Below are 19,360 nucleotides of genomic sequence, written 5' to 3' on the forward strand. Positions count from 1 at the left end.
CCGAATGAGATCCATTGCGACAAGGGAATAATAACTATCGAACAAAGAATTCTGGAGAATGTTATTCAAAACTACTCAGGAATCTTTCGCCTTTGTATTAAGAGTATTCCTGAATATTGATAAAATACACTAAAATCATCAATTGTGGTATAACTTTTACCTGATTTCATTCATTGTGGTATCAATTTTTTATAAACTTATCTATTGTGGTATAATATGCCTGGAATAAGATAAATAACATCTAATGACATCCACTCTCATGGTCAAAAGAGAGGACTACGACCAATGGGTGATCGATTGGATCGCATCGGAGAAGAAAGCAGGCAGGAAATGCTTCGATGTCAGGAAGACCGGGAACTCATATTATGTATATTATCAAACGACACGTTACAATCCCGAACTCAAGAAGAGGGAGAAGGTATCATCCTACATAGGGAAACTCACTCAGGACGGGTTGATGGAACCACAATCCAAAGAGAGTGATATCGTAGAACCTGCAAGATATGGATTGGGTGTCGATACAGGCGGAACGTTCACTGATGCCGTGATCGTGGATCTCGATGACATGACCGTGATAGCCAAGAAGAAATCACCTACGACACATCACGATCTATCCATAGGACTGTACAATTCCGTGGATGCCGTGCTCTCGGCAACGGACATCGATCCGTCAGAGATCGTATCCGTCGGCATATCGACGACACTCGCTACGAACTCCGTTCTCGAAGGAAGGGGCGGTAACGTAGGCCTCATACTCATTGGGTGGGATCCCATAGAACCAGTCCATTTCGGAGAGAGCAGACAAGCATTCGTCAAGGGCGGTTATGATGTCAGAGGCAGAGCGAAAGCATCGATGTCCCTCGAGGAGGTGAAGACTGCCATCATGGACATCTCTAAGGATGTAGATGCGATAGCGATATCCGGATTGTTCGCCAATCTCAACGCCTCACAAGAGAGGAAGGTCAAGGAACTCGCCATAGAATTGACAGGATTGCCTACGATCGCCGGCCATGAACTGTCGTCAGAACTTGGGATAGGTTTGCGTGCAGAGACTGCGGTACTCAACGGCAAGCTCATCCCTGTTGTGAGTGCGTTCTTCGATGATGTCGTCAGAACGTTCAAGGAGAAGGGCATAACCGCACCGATCATGGTCTACAAGGGAGACGGTTCTGTCATGACAATAGAACAGGCGAAGATGTATCCTGTTCAGACCATCCTCTCCGGACCGGCAGCAAGCTCCATGGGCGGCAAAATAATCTCCGGATACGAGGATTTCGTCATGGTGGATATCGGAGGCACATCCACGGACATCGCTGTGATGGAGGAAGGATATCCTCAGATACAATTCATGGGCGCGGAGATAGGAGGATGGAGAACGCGCGTGAAGGCTGTGGACATGTACACGATCGCGATGGGCGGCGATTCCAGGATCTCCATCGTCGATAACAGATTCGTATTCGGACCTAGGAAGGTCATACCGCTCTGTACATTCACTGAACGCCATCCTGAGATCGTTGACACCATCATGCATACGGATGTGTATGACTACTACATCCTCAGAGAGGGTGCGGACCTCTCGGATCTGAACGAAAGAGAGACTATCGTTGTCGATGGTATGCGTGGAAAAGGTCCGATGAGTCGCATGGATGTGATGAACTCCGCTGACGGATTATGGGACATCGATGATGACCTGAATGGATTGGTGTCCAAGAGGATCATAGAGATGTCATCACTCACACCTACCGACCTGATGGTATACATGGGGGATCTGAATGCAGGGAATCCAGATGGCTCAAGGGCGGGCGTACATGCAGTGAGCGAGAAATTCGGCATGACGGAGAAGCAAGCCGCGACTCTGATAACAGAGGAGATAAGGACATCCGTCGCACAAGCGATATTGACAAAACTGGTCGATGATACGATGGAGGATGGGTGGAAGAACCGTGAGACCACGATGTTCCTCAGAAGGATGTCATCACTCAAGAGGGATTCAGATGCATTCTCGATGATCCCCAGGATCAATGTGCCCATCGTAGGTATCGGTGCGCCATCCAAATTCATGATGTATGACATAGGACAGAGATTGGGCACCCCTGCAGAGTTCCCTGATAACAACGATGTGGGGAATGCGATAGGTGCCGTATGCAGTAAGGTCGTCGAATCACTTTCAGCGACGATAACGCCGACACACGACTTCAGATACAAACTCGAGGTACCGTATTTGGGACCTTCATACTATTCTCAGGTGAACAGCGCGATATCCGCCGCTAAGAGCAGCCTCAAATCATTCTTGGTCAAAGAAGTGGAGATGAAGGGCGGTACCGACATCAGGACCACCACTAAGGTCAGGACCGTGATGGCCGTTGAAGGCGGTATCGGCGATTGGGAGGAGACAGGTGTAGCGAGGAACATCAACTACATCGAAGTGATCTGCAGAGCGGTGGGGGATCCCCCGGAGGCGAGATGATGGCGATATTCGACGGCAGGGAATACATCGGCCCTGTCGATATAGATGGGAATGACATACCGTCCATCAGTGGCGTATATCTCATATGCACGGGTGCAAGCGGAGGAGAGCGTATAATCGCACTCTATCACAGTGATGACATGAAGGGATCTATCATGACGAACCCTGATAGAGAGATGTGGAAGAGGTACAGGAACGATGACGGGGATATATACTCCGACAATGCCCTCAGATGCTACTACATACAGATCGATGACCCGTCCGAAAGGGAGATGCTCATCAGAAGGACCGTCGATATAAGGCCGTATGACATCCCATGTTACAGGATGCCGAAGGATGACTGGTGAATGACATGACGAACACTGTTATAGCTAACATGAAGACATGCTACAAGACCAACAAAGTGACCGTTTCCATGAGGGATGACGGGGACATGGATGTGAGGATAGTATCCGACTGTCCGCATGTACAGGAATATGCCAAGAAACTTACCAGGATATCCGTCGATGATGTGGTGGATTTCAATGGGAGCAAGGTCGTCGACCCCGAGATCAGGGCAACTCTTTCCGTACCCTGCCTCACACCCATAGCAGTATTCGAAGCTGCATGGCTGGAACTAGGCATGTTATCCAAATCCTTATCCAAGAAGGTCGGTGAGAACACGATAACGTTCCATCCGGACTCCGATGGCGGTGATGAATAACCAAAATAATTGTTGGATGTAGGTACGTATATATACGAAGGGTAATCCTACTTTCGGTGATCTCAATGGGCAAACATGCCAAAGAGAGACACGTAGCCGACATGCAGAGGAACAAGACCGAAGCTAAGCCGGATGCGAAGCCCCAAAAGAAAAAATGCTAAAACCAGAGGGTGCAGATAACACCCTCTCTTCTTAAGATTTATAACAACGACTCGCTCGGATTTGGTGCGGAGCCTAATATTCTTATTATAATAGGAGGGCGTAAACCCTCACGTAAGGATGTGCAGTATGAAGATCAATGCTGACGTATATGTGAAGGATATCCCGGGACAGCTCGTTGCATCACTCGAACCGATCTCGACATTCGACGGGAACATAATAGGTGTGGTACACAACCGCGAACAGGTCATCAGTGGGAAGATCCTTGTCAACATAATATTCGACATAAGTGCCGAGAACCTAGAACTCCTGAAGAAGGAATGGAAGGCAAGGGATGTCGTCATCGTCAATATGGGAGAGGCTGTGGAGAACTATTCCATGGACTATATGCTCGTAGGCAAATTGAATGCGTCAGATATCGATGACATGATCAACGAGATCTCCGAGTCGATGGAGATGGAATCCGTGGAAGTGGGATACTCCGCCAGCGGTTCCAAGGACTCTCGCACGGCGATGGTCTCGGTGACTGTACGTTCAGTGAACGATCTTCGTAAACTCGATTCATATTTCTCCGAAAGGACGAAGAACGCAGGACTCACATACATAAGGGGAGTGGATGCATGAGGATATTCCTTTCAGGATTGGGAACCGTTGGTCAGGGAGTGTTAGAAGTCATTTCCGCCAAGATGCCTCTCCTTGAGAAGAACTACGGAGGGGTCAAGGTCGTAGGAGTGATGGATTCCAAGAGCTACGCCATAAGTGATGATGGTTTGGATATGGGTTCCGTCCTCAGCAAGAAGAGATCCGACAAGAGATGCGGTGACGCTGACAGGAACGGAATGAGCGGCCCAGAGATATTAGGGAAGGTGGATTACGACCTCCTCATAGAATGCACGCCCACGAACATAGATGATGGTGGAGAAGGTCTGAAGAACATAACATCCGCTCTCGAGAACGGGAAGGATGTGATCACAGTCAACAAAGGTCCGCTCGCATTGGAATTCTGCAAGCTGATGGAGCTTGCGAAGAAGAATGGAAGCATCATGAGGTTCGAAGGTTCCGTCGGAGGCGCCATGCCCATCATCAATCTCTGCAAGGAGGGGTTGGCCGGCCAGGAGATCAGATCGATCAATGGTATCTTCAACGGCACATGCAATTTCATACTGAGCAGGATGGATCGCGGGATGCCGTTCGATCAAGCACTCAAGGAGGCACAGCAGCTCGGCTATGCTGAGGCCGATCCGACATACGACATCAAAGGTATCGACAGTGCATGCAAGGTCGCGATACTCGCGAATGCCGTATTCAAGAAGGATGTGACCATAAGGGATGTGACGATCAACGGTATCGATACGATCACTGACGGCGCCATATCATTGGCCAAGGACCATGATATGGTCATAAGGCTCATCGGAGAGGTATCCAAGGATAAATTGGACGTGTCACCTAGGCTCATACCCAAAGGACACCCTCTCAGCATCACAGGTACACTCAACACAGCGGTCATACAGACCGATTTCGCAGGACCGATAACAGTATCCGGCCGTGGAGCAGGAAAGAACGAGACGGCATCCGCCATACTCGGCGACCTTATATTCATACTCGAAGCGAGAAAGAAGTGAAATGTCTGACAGGATCTACATCTACGACACCACTCTGCGTGACGGTGCACAGACCGAAGGGATATCGTTCTCACTTGGTGACAAGGATATCATCACAGATCTCTTAGATGATTTTGGGATGGATTTCATAGAGGGCGGTATGCCTGCTTCCAATCCTAAGGACAAGGAATTCTTCTCCGTTAACAGGGAACTGAAAAAAAGCAAGATGGTCGCCTTCGGCAGTACATGCAGACCGAACCATCATGCCGATGAGGATGAGGGCCTGAAGATACTGTTAGAATCCAAGACAGAATGGGCATGCATATTCGGAAAGGCATGGGATTTTCATGTGACCGAGGCCCTGAATACCACACTCGAAGAGAATCTCCGCATGATCAGAGATAGTATCTCGTTCTTGAAAGATAATGGGAAGAAGGTCATCTTCGACGCAGAACATTTCTTCGATGGATACAGGGCCAATGATAACTATGCTATGGATGTGATAGATGCGGCTGCGAAAGGCGGTGCGGAATGGATTGTCCTCTGTGATACGAATGGAGGTTCGCTCCCATCATACATCGGTAAAGTGGTGGCCAAGGTACGCGAGGTGTTCCCCCGGATCGGTATCCATTGCCATAATGACTCGGATCTTGCGGTAGCATGCTCATTGGTAGCTGTCGAGAACGGTGCGACCATGGTGCAGGGTACAGTCAACGGGATAGGAGAGAGATGCGGTAACGCCAATCTCTGTTCCGTCATACCTGACCTGAGATTCAAGATGGGATATGATATGCCGATGGATCTGGGCAATCTGAGATCGTTGAGCTATTCCGTATCGGAATCGGCGAACACGAGACATCTCGCACACATGCCGTATGTGGGAGATAAAGCGTTCACGCACAAAGGCGGGATGCATGTGAGCGCATTGATGAAGGATCCGGCCACATACGAACATGTATCCCCGGAATCAGTCGGCAATCACAGGAACATAGTCATATCGGACATGTCCGGGAAATCCAACGTCCTCAAGAAACTCTCCGATTTGGGCATCGCTGCCAACAAGAGCGATGTGGATAGGGTACTCGCACGCGTGAAGGAGATGGAGGCACAAGGATACCAATTCGAGATCGCGGATGCTAGTTTCAAACTACTCGTCGAAAGGGTGTTGGACAAGGAGTCCAGACCATTCGACATACGCGGATTCAGATTGAACATAGATGGCGTCGGGACGACACAACTGATCTCCGAGGCCAGCATAAAGATAGCAGACAAATTAGGGGAGATAGAGCATACCGCGGCCGACTGTGAAGGTCCTGTCAATGCATTGGACAGGGCATTGAGGAAAGCGCTAAGTAAGTTCTATCCCAACATCATAAGCAAGGTCAGACTCACCGATTATAAGGTCCGCGTCATAGATGAGAACTGTGGTACGGAATCATGGGTAAGGGTATTGATCAAATCCACGGACGGAAAGAGTACGTGGTCCACGATAGGTGTATCCGAGAACGTTGTGGAAGCATCGCTGATAGCACTTGCGGATTCATATGAATATGCCATCCTGGCAGAACAGAAACGGAGCTGAACCAAATGGAAAGAACAATAGTAACGCTGGTAGGGAAGGATACGGTAGGTATCATCGCAAAGGTCTGTACATTCTTCTCTGAGAACAACATAAACATCCTAGATATCGCACAGACAACAGTTCAGGAATACATCAACATGATGATGATCGTGGACACGTCGAAGTACAAAGGGAGTTTCGCTGACCTCACCGAAGGGCTTGACGTCGTGGCAGAAGAGGTCAAATGTGTGATAAAGGCCCAGCGTGAAGAGATCTTCGACATGATGCACAGGATATGATCGGATGTCTGTGATTAACATAAACGAGGTCCTCGAGACCAACAAGATGATCTCGCAGGAGAACCTCGATGTCAGAACGATCACCATGGGCATCAACCTCATGGATTGTATCGATCCTGATATCGACAGCCTGTGTGAGAAGGTCTACGCCAAGATCACGACCCTTGCGAAGAATCTCGTATCCGTCGGCGATGAGATCGGTCTCGAATACGGCATACCGATAGTGAACAAGAGGGTGTCCGTCACCCCGATATCACTGATAGGCGGTGCAGCCTGCGACACACCAGATGATTTCGTATCCATCGCAAGGACGTTGGATAAGGCGGCAACGAAGATCGGAATCAACTTCATCGGAGGATTCTCCGCTCTCCCGATAAAGAACATGACCAAAGCGGACAGGATACTCATGGAATCCATCCCGAAAGCATTGGCGACCACGAACAATGTCTGCAGCTCCATCGGACTCGGTTCCACCAAGATAGGTATCAACATGGATGCGGTCAGGATGATGGGAGACATCGTCAAGAAGACTGCAGAGGCCACGAAAGACAATGATTCCATCGGATGTGCTAAGCTCGTCGTATTCTGTAACCCACCAGATGATAATCCGTTCATGGCAGGTGCGTTCCACGGTGTCACCGAAGGCGATGCCGTCATCAACGTCGGTGTCAGCGGACCGGGCGTCGTGAAAACAGCGATCGAGAACTGCAAAGGATCCAATTTCGAAGAATTGTGCGAGACAATCAAGAAGACCGCATTCAAGGTCACAAGGGTCGGACAGCTTGTCGGAAAGGAAGCATCCAAGAGATTGAACGTACCGTTCGGTATCCTCGACCTCTCATTGGCCCCCACACCTGCGATTGGAGATAGTATAGCAGATATCCTTCAAGGAATGGGGTTGGAGAGGGTTGGTGCCCCCGGTACCACAGCTGCACTCGCCATCCTCAATGATCAAGTGAAGAAGGGTGGTGTGATGGCTTCATCATATGTTGGAGGATTGTCAGGCGCATTCATCCCTGTGAGTGAGGATGCTAGCATGATCGAGGCTGCCAGCATAGGGTCGCTCTCTTTGGAGAAACTGGAAGCTATGACATGCGTCTGCTCGGTCGGATTGGATATGATCGCCATACCTGGTAAGACATCTCCAGAGACGATCTCGGGCATAATATCCGATGAGATGGCCATAGGCATGGTGAATCAGAAGACAACAGCCGTCAGGATCATCCCTGTCATCGGCAAGGATGTCGGAGAATCCGCTGAATTCGGCGGATTATTGGGTACAGCCCCGATCATGAAGGTCAATGAATTCAAATGTGACGAATTCGTGAATCGTGGCGGAAGGATCCCCGCACCGATACACAGTTTCAAGAACTGATGGATCGAAAGGGTGCATATCGCACCCTGTTCCTTTTTTCTCAATTATCGAATCCCTAACGATATTCAATTATCTGTAATGACAATCTCATCTAACAGAATGGATTGTTGAATCAAATCAAGATGATCATAGAAAGATTAAGAAGAAGTTTTAACCCATTCATATTGGAATGGGCAAGGAAGCCAGCGATGCGCTGAGTGGGGGCTAGGGGATTTGAACCCCTATAGGCGGGTTTCCACCACTGGGGGAGCTACCCCCAGCGAAATTATGAGTCATCGCTCCAGTTATTCATCACAACTGTCAGCAAACCCATTTCTAATCACGCTCTATAACTGGAGCCCGCTAGTCTACCAGGTTAGCCTAAACCCCCTTGTAAACCTAATGTGGATCAGACTTACTGTTTGCGCATCTTCTGTGCTTTCTTTCTTCTTCTCATCTTCTTCTTGCGCCATTTCCAACGCTGGTTACCGCGTTTCTTCCAGGCGCGTGAGCCTCTCTTCATGATGTCTCCTCTTTTTTGAATGCGAATGCATTGGCGGGCCGGTCGGGATTCGAACCCGAGGCGTCTGGCTTAGAAGGCCAGCGCTATATCCTAGCTAAGCCACCGGCCCGCTTGGCACTTCATAACCTTATATGATTTAAAGGTAATGCCGGATACCAATCATCCGTTCTTGGTTCCCGACAATATAATAGCTGTATAAAAAGGGGATTGGTCCCTGAATTAACGTTGGAAATGAACTAGAATTATGATGGGTGAGGGATGGCGGATGCCATCCGCTCACCCGATTCAAAGGATCGCAAGGATAATTTCCTTGTTAGAATCCAGATATGCTTTGATCATATCGTACACGGAACCATGTCCCGTGTAGATGGAAATTCCCTCGGCGATACAGATAACGCCCAACACCATGAGGATCGGCCATGTGTTGAATATCTTCGCGAACATGAGAGTCAGATCCTGCAGGAACATGAGCATCATGTAGACGATCGCACCAGCGATGAATGACACCACGAATCTTGGCCAACCTGATGCCAATACTTCGAGATTACCATCCAATTCCCCGAGGAAGATATAGACGATTATCATTGCGAACAACGCGAAGATCACAGCGAACTTGACATCACGGAATGGTCTTGACACCAACGCGAAACAAGCTATCGTCACTATGATCAAAGTTCCCATATTCCCTTTGAGATATGATGTCGCACATAGGACTGCCGTGACAGCACCTACCAACATCCCCAAAAGCATAGCTATCTTGTAATTGGCACCATCCTTGTCCTTGATGTACAGGTATGCTATGACGATAGCCAATATGCCTGCCAACACCAAGGCCATCTCGGGCACATGATAGCTGTTAAGAGTCTCACTCAAGGATGCCCAATCGACACCTGATGAGGTTTCACCTTCTGACATGCTTGTCCGAAGACATTATTGATATTTATTAATTAGAGGACACCAAGAAGACGTGCCATGTTGTTGCCAAGGAGATCGGCCTTGATGGTATCATCTCCCCATTTCCCACTTCTTATGATGTCCAAGAAACGGTACATGTTTGTATGTTCCTCATATAATGGAAAATCAGTACCGAAGACCACTCTTTTCGGATACCTCGATGTCACTGTATCCAATCTCTTACCGATCATGCTGATATCGTCGGCGACCCATCCTTGCAATGCGGAACAATCCGTGTACACATTCTCATGTGCATCCATAAGGGGGAAGATCTCGTCATGGAACTTGCCGCCAAGATGTGCTATTATTATCTTCATCTCAGGATGTCTCTCAGCGACCTTATCGAAATATCTCGGATGACAATACTTCTCATCCAATGGGGGTAATGCCATGCCTGCGTGTGTCGTAACTATGAGGCCATATTCCTCTACTCTCTTCCAGAATCCTTCATACTTATCGTCATCAGGATAGAATCCTGTCGCAGGATAGACCTTCAGACCCTTGGGATCGTATTTGGATACCATATTGTCCAACATCTCGATGGCATCCTTCCTATTCGGATCGATTCCTATGAAGGGTATGAAACGATCATCGATGGAACAACGTTGGAACAACCAATCCATGTACTCGTAGTTGCTCATGCGGCCTTCATTGATGAGGCCGAAATCAGTAGCGAGTACAACGGCATAATCCACATCGTTCGCATCCATCATACTGATGGGTTCATTCATCTTCACATCATAATCGGGGAATGGGTAATCCTCATCCAATTTAAGATCCAGGATTCCATCGAGACCGAATTCCTTCAGCTTCGATATTGGGCCCAGATATCTCCTTACCGCCTCATCCGGCAGACAGCGCCTTTCCCACATGTGTAGATGAGCATCTATCAGCATACACCAGATAACATGATGGTTGGATAAAGTAATTTACTCTAGACTGGGCCAGATCATGGAAGGATGATGCTTGAAATATTCAGTTGACAGGTCAACTATATATTTTAGGTTGATATGTCAACTATAATGAACAGATGTGAAGTGGACATCAATCCACGGGCAATCAAGAACTACATTGAGAAACGTGTCTCACAAACGTCAGAATCGATGGGTTTGAAACGTACCCATGGACAATTTCTGAAGACCATATATGATAACGAGGGGCTGTCTCTGAAAGAACTATCGAATGAGATGTATGTGGACAAGTCACTTACGACACGCGTAATCAAATCGCTCATAGACAATGGATTCGTGATCAACATGAACAACGAATCCCGTGAGTATCGCTTATATCTCACAGATAAGGGAAATGATGCTGTGAGTAAGATCGAAAAGATCGTCAATGACGCCTGGGATGAATTGCTCAGCGAACTCACCGATGATGAGATGGAGACGTTGACCCGCATTCACATGAAGATAAATGAGAAACTCAAATCCGATATAGAGGCGCACAGATGATCCTCAAATACCTCACGAAGAAGGATTGGGGGTTGATGGTATTCGTCATCGCTTTCGTATGTGCGCAGGTGTACCTCGATCTTGAGATTCCAGGATATATGTCGAGTATAACGAACACCATCACGACCGGTGGTTCGGTGGATTCCGTCATGTCCGATGGGATCAAAATGCTCGCGTGTGCGTTCGGTTCATTATTCGCATCCATCATATGCGGATTCATAGCAGCATACATCGCTGCGAGATTGTCAGCGACACTTCGCAAGAAACAATTCGATAACGTTGAGAAATTCTCACTTGAAGAGATCAACAGATTCTCGATATCGTCATTGATCACCCGTTCCACGAATGATGTCACACAGATCCAAATAGCTGTTGCCATGGGTCTGCAAGTGACCGTAAAAGCACCGATACTCGCGATATGGGCCATAACGAAGATCGTTGGCAAGAATATGGAATGGAGCATCATAACAGCGATCTCTGTATTCACATTGATAGCTTGCATCGGATGCATAATGCTGTACGTCATCCCCAAATTCAAGAGGATACAATGGCTCAATGATGATCTCAATCGCCTCACGAAGGAGAATCTCAACGGCCTCCGTGTCATCCGTGCGTACAATGCGGAGGACTATCAAGAGAAGAGGTTCGATGTCGCCAATGACGATACGACGGACACATACGTCTCCATCACACGCTCATTAGCGATAATGTCCCCGTTGATGAGTACTGTCATGAGTTTTCTCTCTTTGGCGATCTATTGGGTCGGCGCATACATCATAGAAAGATCCTCAGGCATGGAGAAACTCACAGAATTCTCCAATATGATCGTATTCTCATCATATGCCGTACAAGTGATAATGGCATTCCTGATGCTTGTGATGATCCTCATGATAATCCCACGTGCATCCGTTGCAGCGAAAAGGATACAGGAGGTCATCGATACCGAACCATCCATCGTCGATGGGAACTCAACGAACACATCCGATGAGAAAGGTTCGGTGTCATTCAAGGACGTTTCCTTCAAATATCCTGGTTCTGCGGACTATATCTTGAAAGATATATCATTCGATGCGAAGAAAGGAGAGACCGTAGCTTTCATCGGTGCTACAGGGAGTGGGAAGACGACATTGATCAATCTCATCCCTCGTTTCTATGATGTAAGTGAAGGCGAGGTACTCGTCGACGGGATGGATGTCAAGGATTACAGACTCACGGATCTTCGTAAGAGGATCGGGTATGTGCCTCAGAAAGCGGTGATGTTCAATCAGACCATATCCGACAACGTCAGATATGGGGATACAAGCGATGAACGCACAGAGGATGATGTGAAAAGGGCCATCTCCATCGCACAGGGGACCGATTTCGTAGAGAAGAATGAGGACGGATATCAAAGGATGATATCCGAGGGCGGTACCAACCTCTCGGGAGGTCAGAAACAACGTATCGCCATCGCTCGTGCGATATGTAGGGATCCAGAGATCTACATCTTCGATGATTCATTCTCCGCGTTGGATTACAGGACGGACCGTGAACTCCGTGATGCACTGAAAAAAGAGACGTCTGGCGCCACGACACTCATCGTAGCACAAAGGATCGGTACGATCATGGATGCCGATCACATAATCGTTCTTGATGAAGGGAGGATCGTGGGCAAAGGTACGCATGATGAACTCATGGATTCATGCGATGTGTATCGCGAGATAGCCTATTCACAATTATCAGAGGAGGAATTGAGATGAGTCCTCCATTCGGGCACAGGAAAGGGATTAACAGAGGCAGTAGGGAGAAACCTAAGGATCTGGTCCAATCTTGGAAGAAACTCTTCAATTACATGGGGAGGTATCGCAAATACATCATCTTGGCAGTGATGTTGTCCATGATCGGTACGATTCTCTCGTTGATCGGACCTAATGTCCTCAAGGACATGACCAACCTCATCACGGACAACATGATGACAGGGATCCCATTGGATGAGGTGGGAAGATACGGCATCATCATGCTGATCATCTACGCCATAAGTGCAGTATTGATGCTTGCACAGGGCATCATCCTTGCGACCGTCACACAAAGGACTGCGGGCAATCTCCGTAAGGACATCTCCAGGAAGATCAATCGCATACCACTGAGTTTCTTTGATAAGACATCGACTGGAGACATAATGAGCCGTGTCACCAACGATGCGGACACCATGGGGCAATCCATGAATCAAGCCATCGGCATGTTGGTGTCATCGATCACGCTCTTCATCGGTTCGATCGTGATGATGACAATCACCAATGTGCTCATGATGATCACTGCGGTAGTCTCCTCGTTGGCAGGCATCGGATTGATGATAATCATAATGACAAGGTCGCAGAAATATTTCAACAAACAACAGAACGACCTTGGTCAGATGAACGGACATATCGCAGAGACATATGGTGCCCACAATATCGTCAAAGCATACAATGGAGAGGAACAGGCCACGGAGAAGTTCGAGGAGATCAACGGAAGTCTTGCCAAGAGTGCGTTCTTCTCACAATTCCTCAGCGGACTCATGATGCCTCTGATGAATTTCGTTGGTAACTTCGGATATGTCGCAGTGTGTGTAGTAGGCGCAATTCTTGTCATAGATGGAAGGACGGACATAGGTACGATAGTTGCATTCATGATCTACATCAGACTATTCACCCAACCATTGGCGCAGATGTCACAAGCATTCACGAACATGCAGTCCGTCGCCGCAGGTTCCGAACGTGTGTTCGAATTCCTTGAGACCGAGGAACTCGCTGATGAATCCTCACTCACCGAACACATATCAGCAAAGGGGAAGGTGGAATTCAAGGATGTACACTTCGGATATGTCGAAGGAGAGGAGACCATCCATGGATTCTCAGCATCCGTAGAACCTGGACAGAAGATCGCCATCGTAGGGCCGACAGGTGCAGGTAAGACCACCATGGTCAATCTGCTGATGAAGTTCTACGACATTAACAGTGGAGACATCCTTCTCGACGGAGTATCCATCAAAAAGATCCCCAGAAAAGATGTACACAGACAATTCTGCATGGTACTTCAAGATACCTGGCTCTTCGAAGGGACGATAAAGGAGAACATCGTCTACTGCAGAGAGAACATAAGTGATGAGGATGTCGTCGAAGCATGTAAAGCAGTAGGGATACACCACTTCATCACCACGCTTCCCAACGGTTACGATACCGTCCTCGGCAGTACGGCGACACTCTCTGCCGGTCAGAGACAACAGCTCACCATCGCTCGTGCGATGATAGATAAATCTCCTCTCCTCATATTGGATGAGGCTACGAGTTCCGTGGATACGAGGACGGAGAGAACGATACAGGAGGCTATGGACCGTCTCTCGCAGAACAGGACATCGTTCGTCATAGCACATCGCCTCTCCACCATCAAGAACTCCGATCTCATCCTTGTGATGAATGAAGGTTCGATCATCGAACAGGGAACACATGAGGAGCTCCTTGCAAAGGGCGGATTCTACGAAAAGCTGTACAACAGCCAATTCGAAGAGACCGAAGAATGAATGTTCGAAAGACAAATACCCTCCCTCGAAAAGGGGATGGAAAACTGTTTCATGGTCCTTTTTTCACAGTATTAAATCATTACCCTTATATTCAACGAACAAATACAAAAATCCATGAGCGATTTCAAAGCTTCAATCGATTCTTATTTTAGAATCACCGAAAGAGGCTCTACGATCGGGACTGAACTAAGGGGAGGACTCATCACATTCCTTTCCATGGTCTACATCTTGATCGTGAACCCGAACATCCTCGGTACTCCTGCAGGGCTAGCAGGCTACACGACCGCAGAGTTGTTCACCGCTACCGCCATGGCAGCGATCATAGCTTGTATCCTGATGGGTCTCTACTCTAGATTCCCAGTCGCACTTGCACCTGGAATGGGTGTGAATGCATTCTTGTCATACACCATCTGTCTCACGATGGGATTCACATTCGAACAGGGTCTTCTTGTCGTATTCGTGTCAGGTATCCTGTTCCTTATCCTTACCGTATCCGGATGGAGGGAGAGGATCCTCGATGAGATCCCCGGTTCCATGAAACTCGCCATCTCGGCAGGTATCGGATTCTTCATCGCACTTGTCGGACTCTTCAACGCAGGTATCATAACACACGGCACTGGTAGCGCATTGGCTATAGGCAAACTCGGAGATCCAGGAGTCCTCCTGTCATTGTTCTGTCTTGTAGTCACACTCATCCTTTGGTTCATGAAGAAATGGTACGCCGTCATCGTCGGACTTATCGTGACATGGGTCGTTGGTGTGATCATGGGTCAGTCTGGCGTTACATCGGACCTCGTCAGCTCTGGAATATTCCTTATCCCTGGATGGTCACCTGATAATTTCGTATCGACGCCTGACTTCGGACTCTTCGGTGCAGTGTTCAGCAACTTCGAGATGTTCGCAGCAGACATGTGGCCTGCATTCATCGCAGCTACGGTCTCATTGTTCGTCGTCGATATGTTCGACACAGCCGGAACACTCATCGGTGTCGGCGGTGCAGCAGGCATGATCGATGAGGAAGGTCACCTCAAGGACGGAAGCAAAGCACTCACATGTGATGCTGTCGCAACGATCGCAGGAGCAGTCTGCGGTACATCCACGACAACATCATTCATCGAGTCCACAACAGGAATCAGTGTAGGCGCAAGGACAGGACTCATGCCGATCGTCGTCGGTGTCCTCTTCATCGTCGCATTGTTCTTCTCAGGATTCTTCGGAACATTCACATCAGCATGTACGGTCGGTGCACTCGTCATCGTCGGTATCATGATGATCAAGAGCGTCAAGGACATCGAGTGGGACGACCCCGTCGTCTGCGCAATGGCATTCATGACGATCTTCATGATGGGATTGTCCGGTTCGATCACAGACGGTATCGCCTTCGGTATCTTCGCATTCGTGATCGGAAAGATCGTAACAAAGAAATCCAACGAGATCTCACTCATCGTTTGGGCACTCGCAGTGATCTTCTTTGTTTACTCCGTGCTTAATGAGATGATCAAGAACGGAATCATCTTCAGCTGAACATCTTACCGGGGCTAACGCCCCGGGATAAACTTATATTCATTCTTCTCAGAACGATATCTCCAAAAGAGATGTTCAATCACCTTTCAAAAGGTTAATAATCAAGGGGAATATGGTCGATGCGCATGACCGCAGAGGAGAACGTTTCGATACTTCTAGGCAATCCCAAGGTAGCCATACACAAGTTGGCCCTACCTTTGATATTGTCGTTATTGGTATCGCAAGCTAACGTTATCGCTGACCGTGCATGGTGCTCAGGGCTCGGCGTGGATGCTATGGCCGCGATAGCTGTGGTCATCCCGATCTACATGACGATCGTAGGTCTTGGAAGCGGACTCGGAATAGGTGCATCCGCCATAGTATCGAGGATGATCGGTGCAGAGGATAAGGACAAAGCATGCAATGCAGCCTCACAGGCACTATTGTTCGGATTGATATTCGTCATAATCCTCACTCCACTATTGTTGATCTCACAGAAGGGCATACTCACCATATTGGGTGCAGGAGACGTCATGGATATGGCGAACTCGTATCTCACGGTCTACAGCATCTGTGCTATCATCATCCTGATGAATGGTGCGATCGGCGGCATTCTCAATGGACAGGGTGCGACATCGCTCTCCACCATCATGATGATCGTGATGGCCGTATCGAACATAGTCCTCGACCCCGTCTTCATCTACGGACTTGATATGGGCGTACGCGGTGCCGCCATAGCTACTGTCATCGCAACAGTGTTCTCTCTCCTTGTCGGAGCATACTTCATCATGAGCAGAAGAACATATCTTACGATGGACCGCAAACACATGAGATATGAGAAGGAACAGATGAGGATGGTATCCGTTGCGGCGATACCTCAGATGATAGAGTATGCTGTCATGTACGCTATGAATGCCGTATTGAATGTCATTGTCATCAATACAGGCGGCTCCGAAGGATTGACGGTCTATTCCACCCCTGATAATCTGATCGATCTGATCGTCATCCCCGCCATGGCGATAGGTTCCGCATTGGTGCCGGTAGCATCGTCTGCTTTCGGTCAGAAGGACATCGGTAGGATGAGAGCATCATTCCGCTATGCGTTGATACTCTCCATATCTGCTGTCATCGGCCTTGCATTGATCACGGAGCTGTTCTCAGAACAGGCATTATACATATTCACATACTCTGAGGAGATGGCTGCGCTCAGGCCCAAGATGGTCCATGCATTACAGATCATGTGTCTGTATTCTGCATTGTTCGCATTCACACCGATCTGTTCTGGATATCTACAGGCCATGGGTCGCCCCAATTATTCTGTATTATGTGCTGTGTGGAGGAATCTTGCGTTGATAACGTCATACATAGCACTCGCTTCATTCATGGGCATGGATGGCATCTTCTGGGGACTCGTTCTCGGACACACCATAGGTGCTTCGACCATCCTTTCCGTCACACTGCTGACACAGAAGAGACTCAAGAAGATGATCGGTTCGGATAGTATCCCTCAAAGCACCCAATGAGAACAGCGGTTGTATCCATCCATATGCATAATATGTCTCCATCTATGTCCACAAAATAGCCTAAATACTGGCTTGATAATTGTGAATTCGATGAATTGCGAGGACGAAGGACGGATCATCGGACGCCTGACCACCATAGGCATCGGCGGGAACGTCATCCTATCAATATTCAAACTCCTTGCAGGTATCATCGGCAATTCTGCAGCCATGATCTCCGATGCTGCGCACTCCTTATCTGATGTATTCGCAACAGCGATCGCGTTCGTCGGTGCGAAGATCTCCAGAAAAGGCATGGATCACGAACATCCGTATGGTCACGAACGTATCGAATGCGTAGCATCACAGATATTGTCGATCATTCTGATCATCACTGCCGTAGGAATAATGTATTCTGCGATCACTTCCATAACGAACAAGAGTTATGTCAATAGCACACCAACATTGTTGCCCCTTATCGCAGCCATAGTATCCATCGCTGTCAAGGAAGGTATGTTCTGGTATACGATGCATTATGCGAAGGTGATTGACAGTGATGCATTCAGAGCTGACGCATGGCATCACAGGTCCGATGCACTCTCATCCATAGGTGCATTGATCGGTATCTCGTTGGCGATGGTCGGATTCCCTATCGCGGATCCCATCGCAAGCATAGTCATATCATTATTCATCCTCAAGGTCGCATGGGGCATCCTCAACGATTCATACAAGAAGATGTTGGATACATCATGCGATGATGAGACCGAGAATTCTCTCAGAGTCGTGATATGTTCGGTAAACGGTGTCAAAAGCATAGACTCCATCCATACGAGACTCTTCGGCAATAGGGTCTATGTCGATGTCGAGATAGGCGTCGACAGCAAGATCACCGTTGAGGAAGGACATAGGATTGCAGAAGAGGTCCATGACAGGATCGAGAAGGAATTCTCCAAGGTCAAACATGTCATGGTACATGTGAACCCGTTCTAAGCGCATAATGTTCTAATCATCGTTCTACGATAACGATATCGATGAAATCACAGAGGATCAGATACACCAAAGAACAATTGGATGATGCGTTAACTAAAGGCATCATCTCCAAAGAGACGTACGATTCCAACATCGATGCTGCGATATCCTTCGATGAACGCAGGTCCACTCTAGAGCGTATGATGTCCGATGGAGACTACGTGTTCGATAGGAGCATGGATGATCTGAAAACTGATCTCGGATTCGGACTCATCGACGACAGGACGTATGATGCGATCGCCTTCCTCAAGAATATGGGCTATAAACATCCAAAAAATGACATCATCTCTGTGAAACTCAGGTTCAATCTGATGGGACTCAAGGACGGCGGAAGATACGATACGTTCGAATACATCCTCGATCCGGATGACCATCAGATCTCAGAGAGGAGATATTGCATCCACGGCACATTGTTCGAGGGATGCGGCAACTACAAAGCACCGGATAGTGCGCACATCACAGGGATATCGAAGGACAGATCGGATAGGATCATCAATTTCATCTCACAGCTTTGTGATGACGGTTCACTCGAGAAGGATTACACAAGTGCGGAAGGATTCGATTCCATCTTCTTCGACCTCTATGTGAGGACAGAGAACGGTACGATACACACTAAGGGCACCGAGAGATTCCCGCCATTCTTAGATTCATTGATATTGATGTTCAATGCAAGCATATGGCATAGCCACATCCTTTTATCACAATAGCATCATGAG

At 48.1% G+C, this 19,360-nt stretch carries 17 protein-coding genes and 2 tRNA genes; 15 read left to right on the forward strand and 4 right to left on the reverse strand.

The genetic code is table 11. From position 1 onward, the window contains the following. The first annotated feature begins 259 nt into the window (after positions 1–259). From ACI2NF_RS00660 to ACI2NF_RS00695, 8 genes are all read left to right on the forward strand, one after another. Positions 260–2,467, forward strand: a complete 2,208-nt coding sequence (locus ACI2NF_RS00660; RefSeq protein ID WP_400152060.1) for a hydantoinase/oxoprolinase N-terminal domain-containing protein — start codon at positions 260–262, stop codon at positions 2,465–2,467. Continuing rightward, positions 2,467–2,814: a hypothetical protein gene (locus ACI2NF_RS00665; protein ID WP_400148068.1), complete on the forward strand. Its 348-nt coding sequence runs from the start codon at positions 2,467–2,469 to the stop codon at positions 2,812–2,814. The genes ACI2NF_RS00660 and ACI2NF_RS00665 overlap by 1 nt, the downstream gene beginning before the upstream one ends. Positions 2,815–2,819: 5 nt before the next feature. After that, the gene (locus tag ACI2NF_RS00670; RefSeq protein ID WP_400148066.1) at positions 2,820–3,170 is read left to right on the forward strand and encodes a DUF6951 family protein; all 351 of its coding nucleotides are present in this window, start codon (positions 2,820–2,822) and stop codon (positions 3,168–3,170) included. 279 nt (positions 3,171–3,449) lie between these two features. After that, complete coding sequence (locus ACI2NF_RS00675; protein ID WP_400148064.1) at positions 3,450–3,953, forward strand: homoserine dehydrogenase; 504 nt, start codon at positions 3,450–3,452, stop codon at positions 3,951–3,953. Beyond that, positions 3,950–4,951, forward strand: a complete 1,002-nt coding sequence (locus ACI2NF_RS00680) for a homoserine dehydrogenase (protein WP_400148062.1) — start codon at positions 3,950–3,952, stop codon at positions 4,949–4,951. The genes ACI2NF_RS00675 and ACI2NF_RS00680 overlap by 4 nt, the downstream gene beginning before the upstream one ends. Before the next feature lies 1 nt (position 4,952). Further along, positions 4,953–6,512, forward strand: a complete 1,560-nt coding sequence (cimA, locus tag ACI2NF_RS00685; RefSeq protein WP_400210942.1) for a citramalate synthase — start codon at positions 4,953–4,955, stop codon at positions 6,510–6,512. A 5-nt stretch (positions 6,513–6,517) separates the two neighbouring features. Then, positions 6,518–6,790 carry an ACT domain-containing protein gene (locus ACI2NF_RS00690; protein ID WP_177971405.1) on the forward strand — a complete coding sequence of 91 codons (273 nt, stop codon included), beginning with the start codon at positions 6,518–6,520 and terminating at the stop codon, positions 6,788–6,790. A 10-nt stretch (positions 6,791–6,800) separates the two neighbouring features. Beyond that, on the forward strand, positions 6,801–8,165 hold the full coding sequence (locus ACI2NF_RS00695; RefSeq protein ID WP_177971406.1) for a PFL family protein: 1,365 nt from the start codon (positions 6,801–6,803) through the stop codon (positions 8,163–8,165). 198 nt (positions 8,166–8,363) lie between these two features. Here ACI2NF_RS00695 and ACI2NF_RS00700 read toward each other — a convergent pair. The 4 genes from ACI2NF_RS00700 to ACI2NF_RS00715 form a co-directional block, all read right to left on the reverse strand. Next, positions 8,364–8,535: transfer RNA gene (locus tag ACI2NF_RS00700), tRNA-Trp, on the reverse strand. A 163-nt stretch (positions 8,536–8,698) separates the two neighbouring features. Beyond that, positions 8,699–8,776, reverse strand: a tRNA-Arg gene (locus ACI2NF_RS00705). A gap of 176 nt (positions 8,777–8,952) precedes the next feature. After that, positions 8,953–9,582 (reverse strand): hypothetical protein, encoded by a 630-nt coding sequence (locus tag ACI2NF_RS00710; protein ID WP_177971554.1) that lies wholly within the window; start codon positions 9,580–9,582, stop codon positions 8,953–8,955. 32 nt (positions 9,583–9,614) lie between these two features. Next, on the reverse strand, positions 9,615–10,517 hold the full coding sequence (locus ACI2NF_RS00715) for an amidohydrolase family protein (RefSeq protein ID WP_400153212.1): 903 nt from the start codon (positions 10,515–10,517) through the stop codon (positions 9,615–9,617). A 126-nt stretch (positions 10,518–10,643) separates the two neighbouring features. Between ACI2NF_RS00715 and ACI2NF_RS00720 the strand changes: the two genes are divergently transcribed. From ACI2NF_RS00720 to ACI2NF_RS00750, 7 genes are all read left to right on the forward strand, one after another. After that, positions 10,644–11,075: a MarR family winged helix-turn-helix transcriptional regulator gene (locus tag ACI2NF_RS00720; RefSeq protein ID WP_400148055.1), complete on the forward strand. Its 432-nt coding sequence runs from the start codon at positions 10,644–10,646 to the stop codon at positions 11,073–11,075. Beyond that, positions 11,072–12,814: an ABC transporter ATP-binding protein gene (locus ACI2NF_RS00725; protein ID WP_400210943.1), complete on the forward strand. Its 1,743-nt coding sequence runs from the start codon at positions 11,072–11,074 to the stop codon at positions 12,812–12,814. The genes ACI2NF_RS00720 and ACI2NF_RS00725 overlap by 4 nt, the downstream gene beginning before the upstream one ends. After that, a complete protein-coding gene (locus ACI2NF_RS00730; protein WP_400149523.1) occupies positions 12,811–14,613 on the forward strand; it encodes an ABC transporter ATP-binding protein in 1,803 nt (600 codons plus the stop codon). Before ACI2NF_RS00725 ends, ACI2NF_RS00730 begins: the two co-directional genes overlap by 4 nt. 114 nt (positions 14,614–14,727) lie before the next feature. Then, a complete protein-coding gene (locus tag ACI2NF_RS00735; protein WP_400149525.1) occupies positions 14,728–16,137 on the forward strand; it encodes an NCS2 family permease in 1,410 nt (469 codons plus the stop codon). A 125-nt stretch (positions 16,138–16,262) separates the two neighbouring features. Then, a complete protein-coding gene (locus tag ACI2NF_RS00740) occupies positions 16,263–17,639 on the forward strand; it encodes an MATE family efflux transporter (protein ID WP_400149527.1) in 1,377 nt (458 codons plus the stop codon). Positions 17,640–17,729: 90 nt separating this feature from the next. After that, a complete protein-coding gene (locus tag ACI2NF_RS00745) occupies positions 17,730–18,605 on the forward strand; it encodes a cation diffusion facilitator family transporter (protein ID WP_400210944.1) in 876 nt (291 codons plus the stop codon). A 41-nt stretch (positions 18,606–18,646) separates the two neighbouring features. Then, positions 18,647–19,351: a hypothetical protein gene (locus ACI2NF_RS00750; RefSeq protein ID WP_400148044.1), complete on the forward strand. Its 705-nt coding sequence runs from the start codon at positions 18,647–18,649 to the stop codon at positions 19,349–19,351. Positions 19,352–19,360: the final 9 nt, after the last annotated feature.

Source organism: Candidatus Methanarcanum hacksteinii, assembly GCF_964305265.1.
Classification (GTDB): Archaea; Thermoplasmatota; Thermoplasmata; order Methanomassiliicoccales; family Methanomethylophilaceae; genus Methanarcanum; species Methanarcanum hacksteinii.